The sequence below is a fragment of the Streptomyces flavofungini genome (assembly GCF_030388665.1).
Classification (GTDB): Bacteria; Actinomycetota; Actinomycetes; order Streptomycetales; family Streptomycetaceae; genus Streptomyces; species Streptomyces flavofungini_A.
Window position 1 is genome coordinate 5,301,538 of record NZ_CP128846.1, and the last position, 16,284, is coordinate 5,317,821.

16 protein-coding genes are annotated in these 16,284 nt (G+C 73.2%); 7 read left to right on the forward strand and 9 right to left on the reverse strand.

Translation table 11 applies throughout. The features are described from left to right. Positions 1 to 7 precede the first annotated feature (7 nt). Both QUY26_RS22465 and QUY26_RS22470 read left to right on the forward strand, forming a co-directional pair. Complete coding sequence (locus QUY26_RS22465; protein ID WP_289949465.1) at positions 8 to 904, forward strand: acyl-CoA dehydrogenase family protein; 897 nt, start codon at positions 8 to 10, stop codon at positions 902 to 904. A gap of 466 nt (positions 905 to 1,370) precedes the next feature. After that, the gene (locus QUY26_RS22470) at positions 1,371 to 1,841 is read left to right on the forward strand and encodes an ATP-binding protein (protein ID WP_289949467.1); all 471 of its coding nucleotides are present in this window, start codon (positions 1,371 to 1,373) and stop codon (positions 1,839 to 1,841) included. Between the two features lie 504 nt (positions 1,842 to 2,345). On the opposite strand, the gene QUY26_RS22475 is transcribed toward QUY26_RS22470, so the two are convergent. Next, complete coding sequence (locus tag QUY26_RS22475) at positions 2,346 to 3,368, reverse strand: cyclase family protein (protein WP_289949470.1); 1,023 nt, start codon at positions 3,366 to 3,368, stop codon at positions 2,346 to 2,348. Between the two features lie 83 nt (positions 3,369 to 3,451). Here QUY26_RS22475 and QUY26_RS22480 point away from each other — a divergent pair, with 83 nt between their 5' ends. From QUY26_RS22480 to QUY26_RS22495, 4 genes are all read left to right on the forward strand, one after another. Continuing rightward, the gene (locus tag QUY26_RS22480) at positions 3,452 to 4,492 is read left to right on the forward strand and encodes an SDR family NAD(P)-dependent oxidoreductase (protein WP_289949473.1); all 1,041 of its coding nucleotides are present in this window, start codon (positions 3,452 to 3,454) and stop codon (positions 4,490 to 4,492) included. A gap of 8 nt (positions 4,493 to 4,500) precedes the next feature. Then, entirely contained in the window at positions 4,501 to 5,760 is a 1,260-nt protein-coding gene (locus tag QUY26_RS22485) for an acyl-CoA dehydrogenase family protein (RefSeq protein ID WP_289949476.1), read from the forward strand. Further along, positions 5,757 to 6,806, forward strand: a complete 1,050-nt coding sequence (locus QUY26_RS22490) for a Zn-dependent alcohol dehydrogenase (protein ID WP_289949479.1) — start codon at positions 5,757 to 5,759, stop codon at positions 6,804 to 6,806. Before QUY26_RS22485 ends, QUY26_RS22490 begins: the two co-directional genes overlap by 4 nt. Positions 6,807 to 7,008: 202 nt before the next feature. Further along, the gene (locus QUY26_RS22495; protein ID WP_289949481.1) at positions 7,009 to 8,331 is read left to right on the forward strand and encodes an MFS transporter; all 1,323 of its coding nucleotides are present in this window, start codon (positions 7,009 to 7,011) and stop codon (positions 8,329 to 8,331) included. 93 nt (positions 8,332 to 8,424) lie between these two features. Here QUY26_RS22495 and QUY26_RS22500 read toward each other — a convergent pair whose 3' ends face one another. Together QUY26_RS22500 and QUY26_RS22505 are read right to left on the reverse strand one after the other, a co-directional pair. Then, on the reverse strand, positions 8,425 to 8,988 hold the full coding sequence (locus QUY26_RS22500) for a GNAT family N-acetyltransferase (RefSeq protein WP_289949483.1): 564 nt from the start codon (positions 8,986 to 8,988) through the stop codon (positions 8,425 to 8,427). A 79-nt stretch (positions 8,989 to 9,067) separates the two neighbouring features. Continuing rightward, on the reverse strand, positions 9,068 to 10,117 hold the full coding sequence (locus QUY26_RS22505; RefSeq protein ID WP_289949484.1) for a GlxA family transcriptional regulator: 1,050 nt from the start codon (positions 10,115 to 10,117) through the stop codon (positions 9,068 to 9,070). 72 nt (positions 10,118 to 10,189) lie between these two features. Here QUY26_RS22505 and QUY26_RS22510 point away from each other — a divergent pair, with 72 nt between their 5' ends. Next, positions 10,190 to 11,758 carry an MFS transporter gene (locus QUY26_RS22510; RefSeq protein ID WP_289949486.1) on the forward strand — a complete coding sequence of 523 codons (1,569 nt, stop codon included), beginning with the start codon at positions 10,190 to 10,192 and terminating at the stop codon, positions 11,756 to 11,758. Between the two features lie 113 nt (positions 11,759 to 11,871). Here the strand turns inward: QUY26_RS22510 and QUY26_RS22515 are convergent, their stop codons facing one another. From QUY26_RS22515 to QUY26_RS22540, 6 genes are all read right to left on the reverse strand, one after another. Continuing rightward, complete coding sequence (locus QUY26_RS22515; protein WP_289949488.1) at positions 11,872 to 12,654, reverse strand: flavin reductase family protein; 783 nt, start codon at positions 12,652 to 12,654, stop codon at positions 11,872 to 11,874. 177 nt (positions 12,655 to 12,831) lie between these two features. Next, positions 12,832 to 13,296 (reverse strand): MarR family winged helix-turn-helix transcriptional regulator, encoded by a 465-nt coding sequence (locus tag QUY26_RS22520; protein WP_289949492.1) that lies wholly within the window; start codon positions 13,294 to 13,296, stop codon positions 12,832 to 12,834. 403 nt (positions 13,297 to 13,699) lie between these two features. Further along, positions 13,700 to 14,365, reverse strand: a complete 666-nt coding sequence (locus tag QUY26_RS22525; RefSeq protein WP_289949493.1) for a hydrolase — start codon at positions 14,363 to 14,365, stop codon at positions 13,700 to 13,702. A gap of 282 nt (positions 14,366 to 14,647) precedes the next feature. Next, positions 14,648 to 15,220 (reverse strand): MepB family protein, encoded by a 573-nt coding sequence (locus QUY26_RS22530; RefSeq protein WP_289949495.1) that lies wholly within the window; start codon positions 15,218 to 15,220, stop codon positions 14,648 to 14,650. Between the two features lie 241 nt (positions 15,221 to 15,461). Further along, positions 15,462 to 15,641 (reverse strand): hypothetical protein, encoded by a 180-nt coding sequence (locus tag QUY26_RS22535; protein ID WP_289949497.1) that lies wholly within the window; start codon positions 15,639 to 15,641, stop codon positions 15,462 to 15,464. Next, positions 15,638 to 16,087, reverse strand: coding sequence for a hypothetical protein (locus QUY26_RS22540; protein WP_289949499.1), 450 nt, complete (start codon positions 16,085 to 16,087; stop codon positions 15,638 to 15,640). The genes QUY26_RS22535 and QUY26_RS22540 overlap by 4 nt, the downstream gene beginning before the upstream one ends. Between the last annotated feature and the right edge of the window lie 197 nt (positions 16,088 to 16,284).

Sequence of the window (16,284 nt, forward strand, 5' to 3'; positions counted from 1 at the left end):
GCCGCGCGTGGACTTCCAACTCGACGACGATCAGCGGGCCTTGCGGCGCGGCCTGCGGGACGTGCTCGAAGGACGCTTCGGGCGGGACGCGCTGCGGGCCGCCGTCGCGGAGCTCCGCATCGACCGGAAGCTGTGGCGGGCGCTCGGCGACGCGGGGTTCTTCGCGCTCTGCCTGCCCGAGGACGCGGGCGGCGTCGGACTCGGCCTGCCCGAGGCCGTGTTGGCCTTCGAGGAGGCGGGCCGGGTGCTGCTGCCCGGCCCCGCCGTGGCGACCTTCCTCGCGGCCGGGGAGGTCGCGGGCGCCGCCGAGGGCGGGGTGGCCGTCACCGCCGTCGAAGGGCCGTTCGTGCCGTGGCTGGAGGAGGCCGACGTGGTGCGGGGGTCCGCGGGGGGCGCGGCGGACGTGGCGGACGCGGTGGCCCTGCGGTCCGTCGATCCGCTGACGCCCCTGCATCGGGTACGGGAACGCGGGCCCGACGGCGACGAGCAGGGGGCCCCAGGCCCCCGCGCCCTCCTCCTCGGCGCCGCCGAACAGCTCGGCTCCGCCGTCCGCACCGGCGAGCTCGCCGTCCAACACGCCCGGGAACGGGAACAGTTCGGCGGGCCCGTCGGCCGCTTCCAGGCCGTGCAGCACCTGTGCGCCGACATGCTGGTCCGCGCGGAGCTCGCCCGCGTCGCCGTGTACGCCGCCGCCGTCACCGGCGACCCCCTCGAAGCCGTCGGGGCCCGGCTGCTCGCCGACGACGCCGCCGTGCGCAACGCCCGTGACTGTCTGCAAGCGCACGGCGGCATGGGGTTCACCTGGGAGTCCGACGTCCATCTGCACCTGAAGCGGGCGTGGGTGCGGGCGGAGCTCGGCGGTGGCGCCGCGAAGGCCGAGGAGGCGCTGGCGGCGGCGCTGTGAGCGGCTCCGAACGGGCGGTCCGGGGCGCGGCGCGGGCCCGGTCCCGTGATCGACTTGTGCGCCCGGGGAAAGGCGGTGAGGCTACTGAGTGTCGCACCGGGCGTCGATATCGGGTTGTGTCCTAGGCGTGACTCGTCACGACGCGGAGTCGGCGCCCGGCTCCGGTACCTTGTGTCGAATGCGAGAGGTCCTGAGGCCGGGCTGTGCCGGTGTTGCCCCCGAGGCGACTCCGTGCCTGGTAACGCGCTCCTCTCGCCGCGCAGGACGAGGCCGAGCGCCCGCCTGTTCGACACCCCGCGGCGCGCGTCGCACAGTATGCCGCACGGGTACTCCTTCGCGCTGGAATATGCCTGAAGCGCTTGTTGGGGTGACTGAACGTCAACCATGCTGTCTCTCAAGGGTTTCACGTTCTGTGACCTTGTGGAGTCACGAGGCGATGTGTCCGCCGGTTCGGATGGTGTGAGCGGTGCAGGTGCTTCAAGTTCAGCTGGAAGTCGGTCCCGATCCCGCGGAAGTGGGCCGGGCCCGCAGATGGGCCCGGTCGCGGCTCGCCGGGTCGGGCATAGCTGCCGACGAGCCGGTCGCCGAGACGCTGATCCTGCTGATCTCGGAGCTGGTCACCAACGCCGTTGTGCACACGGGCTGTCCTGCGGTCCTGCGCATGCTGCTGCCCGGAGTGCCCGCCGACGAGCCGGGCACCGTCCGCGTCGAGGTCGCCGACCGCAGCGCCTGCCCGCCCCGCCCCCGGCACGCCGAGGGCGACGACACCAACGGCCGCGGCCTGGAGCTGGTCGACGGACTCGCCGACCGCTGGGGCTGGCGGCACGAAGGCGCCGGCAAGAGCATCTGGTGCGAAGTCGACCGCTGTGATGCGGGCGCCCCCACCGTCACCTTCGACGGGACCACCCACGAGGACGTCGCGTACGAAGCGGTGTAGGGCGCCCGCGCCACCCCCGTGCGAAACCGTGTGACCCCCGGCCGCCCCCGCTCCCTGTCTGCCTCACCCCGCGGCCCCCTGCCGCCCCGCGCATCCGCGCCGCCCGGTGTGCCGTCGCATGCGCCGTCCCGTGCCCCGATGCGCGGCCGTGCGCGGGCGGGGGTAAAACCGACAAACCCCATAAATCCCCGACTCGGTGTTGACGTGCCGTGACCAATTGATCACGCTGGTGGGCAGTGATTCGCCGCGAGGGGACGCCGAGGGGCGCTGGCGCCTGTGGCCCGGTCCTTGGCGAGGTGCGGATCGCGATTCGGCGTGGCGCTCCTTCAGGGCAGAAGGGGGGCGGGGGCTCGTACGCCGGAGCCGGATGGCGGCGCGCGGTACAGCGCTCGGGGCGGGCGCCGACGCGCCGCCACCCGAACTCCGACCCGGAGGTCCATGCTCGGACCCGGGGCCCGCGGCCCCGGTGGATCGCGGACTCGGGAGAGTGCGGGATCGGCAGGCTCAGAAGATCGCGACCGGTGCCACCGGAGCGCCCGTCGCGCCCGTGAAGGGCTCCGGGGTCGCCGACAGCAGGAAGCTGTGACGGCGCTCTTCTCCACAGGCTGTGGACAACTCTTCGAGATTCCAGTTCTGGCCCTGCGGCATGCCCATCTCGACCAGATGCAGGGCGTGCACCGCGAGCCACAGGTGCTCGATCTCCGGCGGGAAGATCTCGAAGGTGAGCGTGTCATTGGCGACGGCCGCCACGTCCCGCGCGTGGAACCACTCCGGCGTCCGCACCGAAAGCCCCGGCGACGGATAGCCGTAACCGCGCCGGTCACCCGCCAGATAGGCCCGGACGTGCCCCGTCCGTACGAGGACGACGTCCCCGGCGCCGACGGTGACACCCCCGAACTCCGCCGCCTCGTCCAGGTCTTCGGGGGTCACCGCGTGGTCCACGGGCAGCCGTTCGAGGCCCTTGGCGCGGGCCACGTCGAGGAGGACGCCGCGCGAGACGACGGACGCGGCCGTGCCGATGCCGCTGAAGCGGGCGCCCTCGTGCGCGGTGATCGTGTCCGCGGGGCGGCCGTTGTAGATCAGGCCCGAGTGCGAGACGTGCGGCAGGGCGTCCCAGTGGGTGGCCGCCTGCAGGCCCATCGTGACGGTGTCGTCGCTGGTCGCGATCGAACCCGGCGCGAAGAGGGGCTGGTTGATCTGCACCATCGTGTGCAGCGGGTTGACGCGGCCCGGGATCGATCCCGTCTGCACGCCGTCGTGGCGCAGCGGCAGCGCGAGCGGCACGCGGCGGCCCGAGCGGACCGTGGCGGCGGCCGCGCGCACCACCTCGTCGGTGATGAGGTTCAGGGTGCCGATCTCGTCGTCGGCGCCCCAGCGGCCCCAGTTGTTGACGCGCTCGGCGATGCCGAGGAACTCGGGCGGCAGGGGTGGGTCGGGTGGTGCCGGCGGGGGTGGGTCGGGTGGCGTCGGCAGGGGCGGTGCGGAGGGTGCGGCCGGGGCGGCCGCGGGGTCGGACGGCGCTGACATGAGTGCTCCCCGGGGCTTGTCTTCCGGTGTCTGACGGGTCATAAAATCTAACGGTCCGTCAGAAACCGCGGGAAGGGGCCGGTGTGGGGAACTTCTTGGCAGGCAAGGTGGTCACCGTCACCGGCGCCGGACGGGGCATCGGCAGGGCGGTCGCGCTCGCCGCGGCGGCCGAGGGCGCGAAGGTCGTCGTCAACGACTACGGGGTGTCCGTCGAGGGCGCCGAGCCCACCAGCGAGGTCGCCGCGGCCGTCGTCAAGGAGATCGAGGCGGCGGGCGGCGAAGCGGTGGCCGTGGCGGACGACATCGCCACGATGGCGGGCGGCCAGCGGATCGTGGACGTGGCGCTCGCCCGCTACGGGCGCGTGGACGGCGTCGTGTGCGTCGCCGGGATCCTGCGCGAACGCATGCTGTTCAACATGACCGAGGAGGAGTGGGACCCCGTCGTCGCCACCCACCTGAAGGGCACCTTCACCGCGTTCAGGGCCGCGTCCGCCGTCATGCGCGCCCAGGGCTCCGGCACCCTCATCGGCTTCACCAGCGGCAACCACCAGGGCTCCGTCGCCCAGGCCAACTACAGCGCGGCCAAGGGCGGCATCATCTCCCTGGTCCGCAGCGCCGCACTCGGCCTGCACAAGTACGGCATCACCGCCAACGCCGTCGCCCCCGTCGCCCGCACCCGGATGTCCGCGAACGTCCCCATGGAGCTGACGGAGATCGGCGACCCCGAAGACGTGGCCGCACTCGTCGTCTACTTGCTCAGCGACCGCGCGCGCCAGGAGCGCATCACCGGCCAGGTGTACACGATCGCGGGCCCGAAGATCGCCGTCTGGGCGCAGCCGCGCGAACTGCGCGCCGGATACGCCGAGGGCGGCTGGACGCCGGAGCGGATCGCGGAGTTCCTGCCCGGGACGGTCGGCACGGACCCCATGCCGCTGCTCGCCAGGCTGGAGGAGATGGCTCGGGCCGCGGCGGCCAAGGAGCGGCCCAACGCGGGGGCGCCGCCCGGGGGGAGGCCGGGTGTCCCGGGCTCCGGCACCGGTGGCGGTACGGGTGCCGGCCCAGGTGCAGGTGCCGATACCGGCGCCGACGCCGCCCCCGCCCCGTCCTCACGGCCCGACGCCTAGGCCGCGCCGTGGACTTCGAGTTCGGGGCCGCGGACGAGGCGTTCCGGCGGGAGGCGCGGGAGTGGCTGCGGGAGCGGCTGACCGGGGAGTTCGCGGGGGCCGCGGGGCGCGGCGGGCCCGGCAGCGAGCACGAGCGGGGCGACGTGCGGCGGGCGTGGGAGCGGGAGCTGGGCCGTGGCGGGTGGATCGGCATCGGCTGGGACACGGGCCGGGGCGGCGACCGGGGCACGGGCCAGGGCGCCGCCGGGTCCGCGTACGGCGCCCGGCGGGCCACGCTGACCCAGCAGGTCGTCTGGGCCGAGGAGTACGCGCGCGTGCGCGCGCCGGGCCGCTGCGGCCACATCGGCGAGAACCTGCTCGCGCCCACCCTCCTCGCGCACGGCAGCAAGGAGCAGCAGGACGAGTTCCTGCCCGGCATCGCCCGCGGCGAGACCCTGTGGTGCCAGGGCTACAGCGAGCCCGGCGCCGGATCCGACCTCGCGGGCCTGCGCACCACGGCCGTACGGGACGCCGACGGGACGTACCGCATCACCGGACAGAAGATCTGGACGTCCCTCGCGCACGAGGCGGACTGGTGCTTCGTCCTGGCCCGCACCGAGCCGGGATCGCGCCGCCACCACGGCCTGTCCTTCCTGCTGCTGCCCATGGACCAGCCCGGCCACATCGACGTCCGCCCGATCCGGCAGCTGACCGGCACCAGCGAGTTCAACGAGGTCTTCTTCGACGGGGCACGCGCGTGCGCCGCCCATGTCGTCGGCGGCGAGGGCAACGGCTGGCGGGTCGCCATGGGGCTGCTCGGCTTCGAGCGCGGGGTGTCGACGCTGGCCCAGCAGATCGGCTTCGCCGAGGAGTTGGGGCGGGTCGTGCAGGAGGCGCTGCGGGGCGGGACGGCGGCGGACCCGGTGCTGCGGGACCGGCTCGTGCGGCAGTGGGCGGAGCTGCGGGTGATGCGCTGGAACGCGCTGCGGACGCTCGGGAGCGGCGGCGGGGTCGCGGGCGCGCCCAGCGTGGCGAAGCTGCTGTGGGGCGGCTGGCACCAACGGCTCGGCGAGCTCGCGATGGCCGTGCGCGGGAGCGCCGCCGCCGTCGGACCCGCCGACTGGAGCGCGGAATCCCCGTACGAACTCGACGCGCTCCAGCGCCTGTTCCTGTTCTCCCGCGCCGACACGATCTACGGCGGCTCGGACGAGATCCAGCGGAACATCATCGCCGAGCGGGTGCTCGGACTGCCGAGAGAGGCCAAGGGGCCGGTGAGGGGTACGCCATGAGGGGCGTGGTGTTCGACGGGGCGCGGGTCGAGGTCGTCGACGACCTGGAGATACGCGACCCGGGACCCGGGGAGGTCCTGGTCGCCGTCGCGGCGGCCGGGCTGTGCCACAGCGACCTGTCGGTGATCGACGGCACCATCCCCTTTCCGCCACCCGTGGTGCTCGGACACGAGGGCGCGGGCGTCGTCGAGGCGGTCGGCCCCGGGGTCGCGCACGTCGCGCCCGGCGACCACGTGGCCCTGTCCACCATCGCCAACTGCGGGTCCTGCGCGCACTGCCACCGGGGCCGCCCCACCATGTGCCGCAAGGCCATCGGCATGCCCCAACAGCCGTTCTCGCGCGCGGGCAAGCCGCTGTACCAGTTCGCCGCGAACTCGGCGTTCGCCGAACGCACCCTCGTCAAGGCCGTGCAGGCCGTCCGGATCCCCAAGGAGATCCCGCTGACGTCGGCCGCCCTCATCGGCTGCGGCGTCGTCACCGGCGTCGGCGCCGCGCTCAACCGCGCGCGCGTCGCCCACGGGGACTCCGTCGTCGTCATCGGCACGGGCGGCATCGGCCTCAACGTCCTCCAGGGCGCGCGCATCGCCGGGGCCACGACCGTCGTCGCCGTCGACGCCAACCCCGAGAAGGAGGCGGTGGCCCGGCAGTTCGGCGCCACCCACTTCCTGCCCTCCACGGAGGGGGTCGCCGACATCCTGCCGGACGGCGCCGACCACGCCTTCGAGTGCGTCGGCCGCGTCGAGCTGATCCGCCAGGCCGTCGACCTCCTCGACCGCCACGGCCAGGCTGTCCTGCTCGGCGTGCCGCCCGCCACGGCCGAGGCGTCGTTCCTCGTCTCGTCCCTGTTCCTGGACAAGTCGATCCTCGGCTGCCGCTACGGCTCTGCCCGCCCGCAGCGGGACTTCGCGCTGTACGCCGACCTGTATCTGGCCGGGCGGCTGCTCCTGGACGAGCTGGTGACGCGGACGTATCCGGTGGCGGAGTTCGCGGCGGCGCGGGAGGACGCGGAGGCGGGGAGGGTGGCGCGGGGGGTGCTGGTGTTCTGAGGGGCGCCACGACTGTTCTGAGGGACGTCACGACTGTTCTGAGGGACGTCACGACCGTTCTGAGGGGCGCCACGGCCGACGGGGGGTGCGTGCCCGAACACGTCTCCCCCGCACCCGAGTTGTCGCACCGGGTTCCGCACCCCGCACCGCCTGAGACAAAAGCCGTGGGGCGATGTCAGTGGGGTGACCTACCGTCGTACGCATGAGCTATCGCGAGATCGCGTCGCGGGGGACCCTCGCCTGGGCCGTCGTGGCCGTGGGCGCCCGGATGCCCGTGGCCATGGCCCCCTTGGCCGTGGTATTCCTGGTCCGGGAGCGCGAGGGCGGGTACGCCCTCGGCGCGATCCTGGCCGCGGTGTACGTGATCGGCGAGATCGCGGGCGCCGCGTTCCTCGGGATGCGGATGCGGGCCGAGCGGGCGCGGCCGCAGCTGGCCGTCGGACTCGGCGTGGGCGCCGTGGGCTTCGCTGCGCTCGGCGCGCTGCCCGACGCGCCCGCCGTGGCGCTCGCGGCCTGCGCGTTCGTCGCGGGCGGCGCGCCCGGTGCCGCGCCCGGCGGGCTGCGCGCGCTGCTCAACACCCTCGTGCCGGAGCGGGCCGTGGCGCAGGCCCTGTCCGCCGAGTCCGTCCTGGTCTTCGGCATATGGGCGCTCGCGCCCGCGGCCGTCACGGGCCTCGCCCTGGGCGTGGCACCCGGCCTGCCCCTGCTCCTGGCCGCCGCCCTGATGGGCCTGTCCGTCGCCGGCCTGTGGCTGCTGCCCGTCGGCTGGAAGGCGGACGAGTCCGACCGGGACGGCGAGCCGATGCTGCGCATCATGGCCCGCGCCTGGCCGGTGTACGTGACCGGTGCGGCCGGCCTGTCGCTGCTCGCCCTCGCGGAGCTGGTGCTGCCCGCGCTCCTGGAGCAGCGCGGGATATCCGTCGGCATGTCGGGCCCGCTGCTCGCCGGACTCGCGGTGAGCTCGGCGGCCGGTTCGTTCGTGTACGGACTGCGGACGTGGCCCGGCCGCCTGCGGACGCAGAGCCTGGTGTGCATGCTCGGCGTCAGCGGCTGCCTGGCCGTCGTCGCCGTCCTGCCGACCGCCACGTGGCTCGCGGTCGGCCTCGCCTGCGCCGGTTTCCTCCAGGCGGGCTCCATGCTCACCCGCAACCTGACGTTGCGCGAGGTCCTGCCCCCGAGCGCGCTCGCGGCGGGCTATTCACTGATGTACGCGGCGGTGGGCGCGGGTTACGCCGTCAGCGGGTCCATGGCCGGGGGCCTCCTCAGTGTCACGACCCCGTCGACGGCCATCTTGGCGGGGGTCGCCCTGACGGTCGTGCTGACGCTGGTGGGGACACTGGCGGAGGTGCGGCCGGGGCCGGTGGGGAGTGGGCCGGTGCGGGGCGGGGGGCTTGCTGCGGCTTCGGGGGGTGGTGCGGATCCGGTCGGCAGTGAGGGTTCGGGTGGCGGTGAGGCGGGCCCCGCTGGTGAGGCGGAGCCGGTGGGTGGTGCGGTGGAGAGCCCGAGGCCGGGGCAGAGGCGCTGAGCGGGGCCACGGGTGCCCCCGTCCGGGCTCCCGGGTCTCCATCCGTCGCCTGCCCCTGCCCCTGCCCTCGCCCGTGTCCGGGTGCCAACCCGTCTACGCAGCCGCCGACTTCGCCGCCCGCCACTCCGGCGCGAGGACCGACCAGACCTCCTGGTCGTGCCGCTTCCCCCGGTACGGATAGCTCTCCCGGAGGACGCCGTCGCGGGTCATGCCGAGGCGGCGGGCGACGGCGATGCTGGGGGCGTTGGCCGAGGAGACCCACCAGTCCACGCGGTGGATGCCGCGGTGCTCGACGGCCCAGTCGATGAGGGTGCGGGCGGCCCGGGTCACCAGGCCCTTGCCGACCGCCGCGGGCTCCAGCCAGCAGCCCGCCTCCGCGGTGCGCTGGGCCACGTCCATGGTGCGCAGGATGACCGCGCCGACCAGCTCGCCGTCCAGGTGGATGCCGCAGATCCTGCCGGTGTCGGCGGCGGTCTTGTCGGCGTACGCCTGGAGGTAGGCCCGGCTCGATTCCAGGTCGTGGACGACGTCGGGCAGGCCGTTGTGCCGTCCGATGAACTCCCGCCCCCGGTCGATGTGGGCCAGGAACTCCTCGGCCTGCCAGGGCTCCAACGGGCGCAGCTCCGCGCCGTCGGCACCCAGGGATATCGCGTACATGGTCGGCACCTTCCCCGTGGTTCGTGGTTCGTGGTTCGTGCGCCCATTATTCGTGCGCCCCCTATTGGCGGGCGCGCCGTCAGCGGTTCTGGCGCGGGTACTCGGCCCGGAACGTCCGTCGGTACGCCGTGGGCGTCACGCCGAGCGCCGCCTGCAAGTGCTGCCGCATCGACTGCGCCGTACCGAACCCCGCGTCCCGCGCGACCTGGTCCACCGACAGGTCGCTGGACTCCAGCAGGTGCCGCGCCCGCTCCACCCGCTGCCGGGTCAGCCACTGCCCGGGGCTGACCCCGACCTCCTCGCGGAACCGCCGCGTGAAGGTGCGCACGGACATCGCCTCCTGCTCGGCCATGTCCCGCAGCTGGATCGGTTCGTGCAGCCGCCCGAGCGCCCACGCCCGCGCCACAGTGGTCGTCGCCAACTGGGGCTCGGGGATGGGACGTTGGATGTACTGGGCCTGCCCGCCGTCACGGTGCGGCGGCACCACCGTGCGCCGGGCCACCTCGTTGGCGACCGCGGTGCCGTGGTCGCGGCGCACCAGATGCAGACACAGATCGAGCCCGGCGGCGACCCCCGCCGAGGTCAGCACGTCGCCGTCGTCGATGAAGAGGACGTCCGCATCGACCTTGATCTGCGGGAAGAGGCGCTGGAAGTGGTCCGCCGACGACCAGTGCGTGGTCGCGGGGCGCCCGTCGAGCCAGCCCGCGGCGGCGAGGACGTAGCTGCCGGTGCAGATGGAGACGAGGCGGGCGCCGGGCCGCACGTGGGCGAGGGCGGCGGCGAGCTCCTCGGTGAGGCGGCCGTCCTCGTACACGGGCCCCAGCTCGTACGAGGCGGAGACGACGAGCGTGTCCGCCTCGGCCAGCGCCTCCGGGCCGTGCTCGACGAGGATCGCGTAGTCCGCGTCCGTGCGGACCGGGCCCGGCGGCCGGGCGGAGCAGGTCACGACGTCGTACAGCCGCTCGCCCGCCGCGTTCCGCGCCCGCCCGAAGATGCGCTGCGGAATGCCCAGTTCGAAGGGGATGACGCCGTCGAGGGCGAGCACGGCGACGCGGTGGCGCCGCCGTGCCGGTGCGCCGGGCCCCGCCTGCGCCGCAGCCTTCGCCCGCTTCTCCTGAGCCTCGCTCATGGCCCGATCCTAGCGAATGCTGTCCTTCGGGCCACTCGATGGTGAGGGCGGCTGCTACGGATGCTGTGTGACGTGAACGAGACAAGCGATCCGCAGGTGCGGACCACTGGCGTGGAGCGGACGAACCGGGACCAGCTGTCGAAGCCGCCACAGTCGCCGCAGCTGCAGCCGCTGTCGCTATCGCAGCCGGAGTCGCAGCCACAGCCACAGCCACAGCCGGAGTCGCAGCCGCAGCCGGAGTCGCAGCCGCAGCCGGAGTCGCAGCCGCAGCCGGAGTCGCAGCCGCAGCCGGAGTCGCAGCCGCTGTCGCTGCCGCGAGGGCGGAAGTGGGAGCGGGAGCGGGGGCGGAAGCGGGGGCGTGATGGGGGCGGTGGCGGTGGCCGGGGGCGAGGGTTCCGGATCCACCGGGCCTGGTTCGTCGCCGCTGTCGCCTTCGTGACGATCATCGGTGGCGCCGCCTTCAACTCCCTGCCGGGCCTGCTCATCGACCCGCTGCACGACGAGTTCGACTGGTCGCGCGGTGAGATCGGCTTCGCGGTCTCGATCGACATGGCGCTGTACGGCCTGACCGCGCCGTTCGCCGCCGCCCTGATGGACCGCTTCGGCATCCGCAAGGTCGTGGTGGCGGCGCTGAGCCTGGTCGCGGCGGGCGCGCTGCTCAGCGTATGGATGACGGCGAGCTGGCAGCTGATGCTCTACTGGGGCCTGCTCGTCGGCCTGGGCACCGGATCGATGGCGCTGGCCTTCTCGGCGACGGTCACCAACCGCTGGTTCGTGGCGCGGCGCGGCCTGGTGACGGGCATCCTGACGGCGGCGGGGGCCTCCGGCCAGCTGGTGTTCCTGCCGCTGTGCGCGTGGATCGTGGACGAGCACGGCTGGCGCCCGGCGTCGGTGACGGTCGCGCTCGCCGCGCTGGTCGTGGTGCCGTTCGTGTGGCTGCTGCTGCGCGACCACCCGGCGGACGTCGGACTCGCCCCGTACGGAGGGGAGTTCACGCCGAAGCCGGAGCCCACGCGGGGTGCTGCGCGGCGGACGCTGCGGGTGCTAGCGGACGCGGCGAGGACGGGGCCCTTCTGGCTGCTCGCGGGCTCGTTCGCGATCTGCGGCGCCTCGACGAACGGCCTGATCCGCACGCACTTCGTACCGTCCGCGCACGACCACGGCATGCAGATCACCGCGGCGGCGTCGCTGCTCGCGGTGATCGGTGTCTTCGACGTGATCGGCACGATCGCCTCCGGCTGGCTGACGGACCGCTTCGAGTCCCGCCGCCTCCTCGCGGTGTACTACGGCCTGCGCGGCATCTCCCTGCTCTTCCTGCCGATGCTGCTCGCGCCGACCGTGCACCCGCCGATGGTCTTCTTCATCATCTTCTACGGCCTCGACTGGGTCGCCACGGTGCCGCCGACGCTGGCGCTGTGCCGCGAGCACTACGGCGAGGACAGCGCGATCGTCTTCGGCTGGGTCCTGGCCTCGCACCAGGTGGGCGCGGCGGTGGTCGCGTTCCTGGGAGGGGTGGCGCGGGATGTCTTCGGGAACTACGACGTGGTCTGGTACGCGTCCGGGGCGCTGTGTGCGGCGGCGGCGCTGATGGTGCTCGTGATCCGGCGGCGGGGGGTGGGGTCGGCGGAGTCGGCGGCGTGAGGGAGCTTGCTTGGCCGGCGGCGTGGGGGAGCCTGCTTGGTCGGTGGCGTGGGGGGCGCCAACTCCGTCGGCGGCGTGAGGGCGTCCGCTTGCGCTTGCCCTTGCCCGCCGACCTACGTGCCCGAGTGCGGGGTGAACTCGCCGAAGGCGCCGCGGTGGAAGAGGAGGGGTGCGGCGGCCCCGTCGACGTCACCTTCGACGTCACCGTCGACCTGGTTCTCGACCGTGCCGAGTGCCTCCACGCGGCCGACGACGATGAGGTGGTCGCCGCCGGTGTGCACGGCGTGCGCGACGCAGTCGACCCAGGCCGGGGCACCGGCGAGCCGGGGCGACCCGGTCACCGGGGCGGCGTCGTAGTCGACACCCGCGAACTTGTCCGCCCCGCTGACCGCGAAGGCGCGGCACAGGGCGCCCTGGTCGGCCCCGAGGATGTTCACGCAGAAGACGCCCGCGCGGGCGATGCGGGGCCAGGTGGTGGAGGTGCGGGCCACCATGAAGGAGACGAGGGGCGGGTCGAGGGAGAGGGAGGCGAAGGATTGGCAGGCGAAGCCGACGGGGCCTTGCGGGGGCGCGGTGCCCTGCGGGGGTGCGGGGGGCGGCGTGGTCGAGGGGGCCTCGGTCGCCCCGGCGGGACTCGGCGCAGTCGCCACGGTCGAGGGCGTGGCCGAGGGCGTGGTCGAGGGCGTGGCCGGGGCGGTGATCACCGTGACCCCGGTCGCGAAGTGCCCCAGCACCCGGCGGAATTCGGCCGCGTCGACCGGCGCGCGCTCGTCCTCGCGGACGGCCCGCAGGTGGGGCCGGGGCAGTGCCTCGACCGGCTGGGCGACGGCGGTCGGGGCCCCGACCGACCGGAGGTACCGGACGACGGTGGCGGCCATGCCTGCGTGTCCCATCATGCTTCTCATTGAACCTGACGCACCGTCAGATCGGAAGCCCCGCAGCTACGCGGACCGGCTGACGCGGCCACGCGGAACCGCTCACTTCACCGGCCTTCGCCACCCATTGCCGTCAGTTCCTAGGCCGACCGCCGACCGCCGACCGCCGACCGACGGCCGCTGGCTGACGCTCACCGCTCAGGCGTCATCGTCCAGCTTCTCCACCACGCGGACGGAGATCTCGGCCAGGGTCCGGAGCTCCGCCGCGGTGAGATGGTCCAGGAAAAGGGATCGGACGGCCTCTACATGCAGTGGGGCGGCGGCCGCGATGGCCTCGCGTCCCGCGTCCGTGATCACGGCGAAGGCGCCCCGCCCGTCCTCCGGGCAGTCCTCCCGCACCACCAGGCCCCGCCTGATCATGCGCGCGATGTGGTGGGACATCCGGCTCTTCTCCCACTCCAGCGCCCGCGCGAGGTCCTGGTACCGCTGACGCCCCTCGGGCACATCCGTCAGGTTGACCAGAACCGCATAGTCCGCCGCCGCCAAATGGGATTCCGTCTGCAGCAGATGTGACAGGCGGCCGATCAGCCGCTCATGCAGCCGGACGAAACTCCTCCACGCGTGCTGCTCCTCCGCCGTAAGCCAGTTCACCCCGTCAGTCACGACGCCGAGTGTAGTGATCTGGTCGATGCGTCATCTAAGTGACCGGGTGCACGCGCCGCGGCCGCGCCACCGTCGCGTCGGGCCGCGTCGGGTCGCGTCTCGTCCCGTCGTAGCCCGGGGCGACGTCTTCACGCCCGACGGGCCGACAGTTGGGGCATCTTGGGGCCGCGTGATGGGCAGGGCGCGGGGGCGGCAGCCCGACGCCGGGACGGCGGGCGCCCCGCTACCGGGACGGCGCCCCGCTACCGGGACGGCGCCCCGCTACCGGGACGGCGCCCCGCTACCGGGACGGCGCCCCGCTACCGGGACGGCGCCCCGCTACCGGGACGGCGCCCCAATACCGGGACGACAGCCCAACACCAGGACCCCACCCCGATGCCGGGACCGCCCCCTGCCCCCGCCGTTACGCCCCGGCCGTCTCGGCGACCGGGGTGTTCAGGAGCTGCTGCTCCCAGGCCGTCACGATCCCGGTGGCACCCGTGTGCGCCAGGGCGGCCAGCTGGTCCTCCGGCGCGATGCGGTCCGTCCGGGCCCAGTCGCGCTGCCACTCGCTCATCACGGCCAGCCAGGTGATCGGCACGACGCCGGCCTGGGTCATGCGCCGTATCGCCATGTCGTGGCCCTCGGTCGACACGCTCCCGCAGGCGTCGGTGACGACGTGGACGTCGAAGCCTTCGCCCGCCGCCTGGATGGCGGGCATGGCCACGCAGATCTCCGTCCACAGGCCGGCGATGATCAGCTTCTTGCGTCCGGTGGCCTTCACCGCGTCCACCACGACCTGGTCCTCCCAGGTGTTGATGAGGGTCCTGTTGATGGGCTTCTGGTCCGGAAAGACGTCCTGCAGCGGCTGGATCAGCAGGCCCCCGCGATCCTCCACGACCGTGGTCAGGATCGTCGGGACGCCGTAGCCCTTGGCCGCCTTGGCCAGGCCCACGACGTTGTTGGTGACCATCATCGGCTCGTGGCTGTGAAGGTTGGCGAACTGGTACGGCTGGTGGTCGATCAGTACCAGGACGCTCTCCTCGGGGGTCAGCAGGGCTTCGAGGCCGGTCTTCGGCGACGTGCTCATGGACATCTCCTCAGGAGTGCGGGGCGCGCACGAACCAATTTGGTTGACGCATCATCTTTCTATATGACACGTCAACTACCTGTCCAGTGGGGGCCGTTCAGGGGCAGGTGAACCGCCAACCGGTCAGCGCGCGGTGGTGACCACACTCCGATCCGGCCCGAGAACCGTGACCACCACCGGGCCGACGGGTCGGACCTCCCTCGGATCGCCAAGGGGCGCGCCGGGCGGGGCGGAGGGTGCTGCACAGCCACTGCTCCTACCCCCCCCGATCCGGCCCCCGGCCTACGGGCGGTAAAGCCTCCGCGCGCGCTCGACATCGAGGCGGTCCCCGCCCTCGGGCACCGGCAGGAACCACTCCCGCTGCCAGGCCTGAGTGCGCTCGGCCTGACGGCTGGTCGTGCTGACCCACGGCGGGTAGACCCGAAAGGCCCGCTTCCCGCCCACGCCACCCTCGGACACGATGCCGCGCTGACGGAGTACGCCCCGGGGGAACACGAACTGCCCGAACCGCTCGCCCTCCCGGCAACTGACGACGAACAGATCGACGGGATCGGCGTCGTCGAAGGGCCGGATGGGCCCGGCCTCGGACCGCTGCCACACGGTGACGAACTGGCCGACCTTGGTGGGCGTCGTCTTGGCGATACGAAACCGCACGTCCAGCGCGTCCAAGGTGAACGCGTGCGCCCCGTACTCGGCACTCTCGGCCTCCGGCACCGGCTGGGAACAGGTGAAGCCGAGGGGGTCGTACAGGAGAGCTTTGGCGGCGAGCAGATCGTCGTGGACGGGGCCGAGACCGGGCCAGGGGGTGGGCGCGTGGGGGCCGGAGGCTGGGGTTTCCCCGGGTTTCGTCGTCATTCGTCCATCGTGTCAGCCTGCTCTGACGGGTCCGCCCGGCGGTGGGACGGGGGTGCCTCCGCGTGCTCCTGAAGCCGCAAATCCATGCATCTTCGCGTATAGGGCACGCGCCAGCTGGCCAAGACCAATTGTCGAAGCATTTCAGCTCAGGCAGCCCCCTATTTCTATCCCCAGCGCCGCTCGATGGTGAGAGTGTCCGCAGCGGGCACGAGGATGGCCCGGACGGCCTCGGACGCGTCGATCATGTCCACCGTGGCCACCTCTTGTCGGCGGCAAGCCGCGCCGCACGCACAGCCCGGCGCAGCCGGACACCCTGGCTGCACTCGGCGCCCGTGCTGCACGCCGGGCAGTCGTCGAGGTGGCGGAGGTGGATCCGGTACAGCTCGTCCGCGCGCGCCGTCATGTCGTCGGCGACGGTCATGACTCGGTCGCCTTCATCGCCTCGGCGAGCGTGAGCAGCGCGCGCAGGCGGGCGGTGGAGCAGAGGTTGCCGGGATACCGCGGGGGCACGACCCAGTGAGTGATCAGCGAGAGGTTCCCGACGCGCGGGACGACGAGGAAGCTGCCCGTGCCGAGGCGTTCCTCCTTGCCGTGCCACTCGGCTCCGGGGGCGACGAGTACGTAGTAGTCACCGCTGGACGCCCGCAGGTCGCGGACGACAGGGCCCCCTAGCCAGTCGTCGAGGGCGGCGGCCACCGTCGCCGGGTCTTCGCTGCACAGGGAGCGGTGGATGCGTGATGCGGGGACGCGCACGGCGTCGAACTGCACGCCGAGAGGTAGCAATGAGACGCCCCGATTCGCCCACTCGGTCACGGCTTCGCGCGGTGACGGGTGAGCACCCGCGAGCCAGTCTGAGACCTCGCTCACGTCGACTCCTCACTGTTCGGCCACGCCTCGGGACCCGTCGCGCGGTCGCCAGGGTCGGTGCTGCCTCTTTCGACGCTAGAAGCGAGACGTGAGGCGCCGCCAGCAATGTGCACCGATGTACACACCGATATCTATGGCCTGGTCCCCGCCGAGAAGGGCTCTTGACGGCCCGACTCCGGCGACTGACAGTGGTGTTC

Bases quoted from the DNA above. Each gene is read 5' to 3' on its own strand.
- QUY26_RS22530 (WP_289949495.1), bottom strand. From the start codon at position 15,220: ATGACGACGAAACCCGGGGAAACCCCAGCCTCCGGCCCCCACGCGCCC.
- QUY26_RS22535 (WP_289949497.1), bottom strand. From the start codon at position 15,641: ATGACCGTCGCCGACGACATGACGGCGCGCGCGGACGAGCTGTACCGG.
- QUY26_RS22525 (WP_289949493.1), bottom strand. From the start codon at position 14,365: ATGAGCACGTCGCCGAAGACCGGCCTCGAAGCCCTGCTGACCCCCGAG.
- QUY26_RS22475 (WP_289949470.1), bottom strand. From the start codon at position 3,368: ATGTCAGCGCCGTCCGACCCCGCGGCCGCCCCGGCCGCACCCTCCGCA.
- QUY26_RS22505 (WP_289949484.1), bottom strand. From the start codon at position 10,117: ATGAGCGAGGCTCAGGAGAAGCGGGCGAAGGCTGCGGCGCAGGCGGGG.
- QUY26_RS22515 (WP_289949488.1), bottom strand. From the start codon at position 12,654: ATGATGGGACACGCAGGCATGGCCGCCACCGTCGTCCGGTACCTCCGG.
- QUY26_RS22500 (WP_289949483.1), bottom strand. From the start codon at position 8,988: ATGTACGCGATATCCCTGGGTGCCGACGGCGCGGAGCTGCGCCCGTTG.
- QUY26_RS22490 (WP_289949479.1), top strand. From the start codon at position 5,757: ATGAGGGGCGTGGTGTTCGACGGGGCGCGGGTCGAGGTCGTCGACGAC.
- QUY26_RS22495 (WP_289949481.1), top strand. From the start codon at position 7,009: ATGAGCTATCGCGAGATCGCGTCGCGGGGGACCCTCGCCTGGGCCGTC.